4 protein-coding genes are annotated in these 3184 nt (G+C 73.0%); all 4 read right to left on the bottom strand.

Annotated elements, in window-relative coordinates; translation table 11 throughout:
• Positions 1–1211, bottom strand: a 1211-nt coding sequence (locus ACTHMS_RS23010; protein WP_440308988.1) for a DNA polymerase Y family protein, incomplete at its 3' end; no start/stop codon positions are given.
• 205 nt (positions 1212–1416) lie between these two features.
• The gene (locus ACTHMS_RS23005; protein WP_440308987.1) at positions 1417–1866 is read right to left on the bottom strand and encodes an SRPBCC family protein; all 450 of its coding nucleotides are present in this window, start codon (positions 1864–1866) and stop codon (positions 1417–1419) included.
• Positions 1867–1876: 10 nt separating this feature from the next.
• Positions 1877–2527: a DUF3618 domain-containing protein gene (locus ACTHMS_RS23000; protein WP_440308986.1), complete on the bottom strand. Its 651-nt coding sequence runs from the start codon at positions 2525–2527 to the stop codon at positions 1877–1879.
• Positions 2528–2555: 28 nt separating this feature from the next.
• Positions 2556–3029 carry a phage holin family protein gene (locus tag ACTHMS_RS22995; protein ID WP_440308985.1) on the bottom strand — a complete coding sequence of 158 codons (474 nt, stop codon included), beginning with the start codon at positions 3027–3029 and terminating at the stop codon, positions 2556–2558.
• Between the last annotated feature and the right edge of the window lie 155 nt (positions 3030–3184).

Below are 3184 nucleotides of genomic sequence, written 5' to 3'. Positions count from 1 at the left end.
GGCTCCGGCTCGTCGCCCCAGGGCACCAGCCGGGTCCGCTGGGCAGGATCTCGCCCGCCTTCGAGCACCGGAGTGAGTACCGAGCCGTGCCCGAGCAGCGTCTGCACCCGGGCCAGCGCACGCGCGGCCCGTTCGTCGTGCGCGCCGGTACCGCCCCACAGCGCCTGTTGGTGCGTGCCGGTGGGCACGGTCTCGACCGGGACGAGCCGCAACCTGCTGACCCCGCCCGTAGGCCGGTGATTGCCCGACAGCCAGCCCTCGAGCTGCCAGCGCATGCGGTCGAGCACGTCCGACGGCCCGAGCACGCCGGCGTGCCGCCAGCGCCGCACCGTCTCCTCCCCGTTCTCGGACAGCGCCTGCAGCTCGAGACAGGTGCACGCCAGCCCGTGCCCGGCGAGGTCGGCGACGAACTGCTCGGCCACGCCGCGGGCCGAGAAGGCGACGGTGTCGACCCGGTCGACCGGCGGTTCGAGGTCGAGGGTGGTGGTGAACTCGGCCGGGGGTCGCCGGGCGGCGAGGGGTCGCTCGTCGCGTCCGGACGCCTGGCGGTGCGCCCACAGCCCGTCCGGGCCGAACCGCGCCAGCACGTCGCGCGCCGGCAGCGCGGCGAACGCGCCGAGCGTGCGGATGCCGAGCCGCTTCAGCAGGTCGACGAGCGGTGACGTGCCGGCGAGGTCGAGCGTCTCGATCGGCAGGTCGGCCAGGAACGCCGGCGAGCCGCCGGGCGGGACGATCATGCCGCGGCGGGTGGCGTGCTCGGCGGCGAAGGCACCGTCGGCGATGCCGATCTGCACGTCCGCCCCGCCGAGCGGCGTCTGGTTCACCGCTCGCGACAGCGCGTGCACGACACCGGTCTCGCCGCCGAAGTAGCGGGTCGGGCCGCGGGTGGCCAGCGCTGCGAGCCCGGGGCGGGTGAGCTCGACCCCCGGCGCGATCTGCTCGAGCGCGGCGACGACCGGCTCGAAGACGCGCGCCTCGGCCGACTCGTTGCGCGGCAGCACCTCGAGCTCGGGGCAGCGGGCCTGCGCCTCGCGCCGCCGCAGCCCGCGCCGCACACCGGTGGTGCGGGCCGTGTACGAGCAGGCGACGACCCGGTTGGCGGTGACGACGGCGATCGGCGCATCCTGGGGGAGCCCCGCCTCGATGCGCGCCGTGGTGACCGGCCAGTCGGGGAACCACACCGCGATCATCCGCGGCGGCGCATCGCTCATGCGTTCGATGGTCGAACACGCGTTCGACCCGCGTCAAGCCCGCCCGGCGTGTCGTCCCGAAACGATCATGTGCAGGACGCGCGCACGCTCACGCGCGTCCTGCACAAGATCCAGACCCCGGAAACGACCTTGTGCAGGACACGCGTGCGTTCACGCGCGTCCTGCACAAGATCCGGAACTTCGAGCCGCAACAGCAGCAGCGGCCTCACCCCACGGGCAGCTGCTCCAGCGCCCGCTCCATGCCGGCCTTGCCGTCGTCGCCGACCTTCTCGAGCAGGCGCCGCAGTACCGGCTCGAGCGGGCGCAGCGGCGCGGCGAACTCGAATTCGGCGCGGTAGGTGACCAGCGTGCCGCCGTCGGGCTGCTCGTCGAACCGCATCGAGTCGGTGGCCGTCACGGCGCCGCCCTCGCTGCGCAGCGAGATCGAGCGGCCCTCGTCCAGCGACACCACGCGGTAGTGCAGCGTGGTCGTCAGCGGCCCGAGCGACTGCGTGTTGTCGAACTCGCTGCCAACCCGCAGGGGCCCGCTGTCGGTGCGCTTGCACGACTTCGTGTGCGGGTCCCACTGCGCGGTCGTCCGGAAGTCGCTGAGGTACTTCGCCACCTCGCCGACCGGGCGTGCCGTGCGCACCGTCCGCTCGATCGTGATCGTCATGCCGCGTGCCTCAGCTCGACTGGGCGGTGGACTTGACGTCCTGCGCGGCCGACTGCGCCGCGCCCTGCGTCTCGTGCACGCCCTGCTGGGCCGTCGACTTGATCTCCTCGGCCGCGTGCTGCGCGGTCGGCTTGAGCTCCTCGACGACCTGCTGTGCCTGCTCCTTGAGCGGCTGCACGAGGTCCTGCGCGTGGCTCTGCGCCTGGCGGGCCAGGTCCTCCTCGCGCTCGGTGGCCGGGGCCAGGGACGAGAGCAGGTAGCCGATGCCGAACGCGACGCCCGCGGCGATCAGCGGGCTGCCCGCCGCCTTCTCCTTCACGGCCTGCGGGGCCTGGGTGGCGGCGTCCGCGACGGTCGAGGCCGCGTTGCTCACGGTGTCGCCCACGTTCGACGCGGTGTCCGAGACCGAGCCGGTCACGCCGGACGCCTTGTCCGACAGGTTGTTCGTCAGGTTCGACGCCGTGCCCGAGGCGCTGCCCCGCACGTCCTCGGCCTTGCCCATGACGCGGTCGCGGAACGAGGACACCGACCCCTTCACCTTGGTGACGCGGCGGTTCACGACGCGCGACGGGGTGACCTTGTCGGCGAGCCGGTCGACGTCGCCGCTGAGCGACGCCCGCGTCCGGTCGATCTGGGCCTGGATCTCTTCGGTGGTTGCCATGTCGTCTGTCTCCAGTACTGGGGTCGGCTCAGGGGTTCGGCTTGAGCGCCGGCGGGATCTGCTGCACGGTCTCGACGGTGCGCTCGGGCTTCGGGTCGACGGTCTTCAGCGTCTTGCGTCCGGTGACGAACAGGACGGCGCCGACGATGGCCCAGAACAGGGTGACGAGCAGGAACGCCCACCCGGAGTCCATGAGATTGGCCAGGCCGAAGCCCGCCGCCACGGACAGGAAGACCACCGTGAGGTGGCCGGCGTACCCGGCACCGCCGAGCATCCCGGCGCCCTTGGCGGCCTTCGTCACCTCGGTCTTGATCTCGACCTTGGCCAGCTCGAGCTCCTGGCGCATCAGCGTGGACATGTCCTTGCTGATGTTCGAGACCAGCTGCCCGACCGAGACCTCCTCGATCGGCTCGGCCGCGGGCGTCGGCGCCGTGTACGACGGTGCCGGCGACGCTGGCTGCGGCTGGTACTGCGGCGTCGGCCGCGAGGTGGGCGCACTCATCGCGCATCACCCGGCTGGTAGCCGGCGCCGCCCGGGTACTGCTGCACCGGGTCGCCGACGGCCGGCGTGCTGTAGCCGGTGGTCTCGGCGCCGGGCGTCGCGTAGCCGGGCGTCGGGTCGGAGTTGGGCGTGGGTGGCTGGTTGTCTACCCCGAC

Origin of the sequence: Jatrophihabitans sp. (genome assembly GCF_051960575.1) — a bacterium.
Taxonomy (GTDB): domain Bacteria; phylum Actinomycetota; class Actinomycetes; order Mycobacteriales; family Jatrophihabitantaceae; genus JBQCEE01.
Note: the sequence above shows the minus strand (reverse complement) of the source record. Positions and strands in the feature narration are given on the sequence as shown.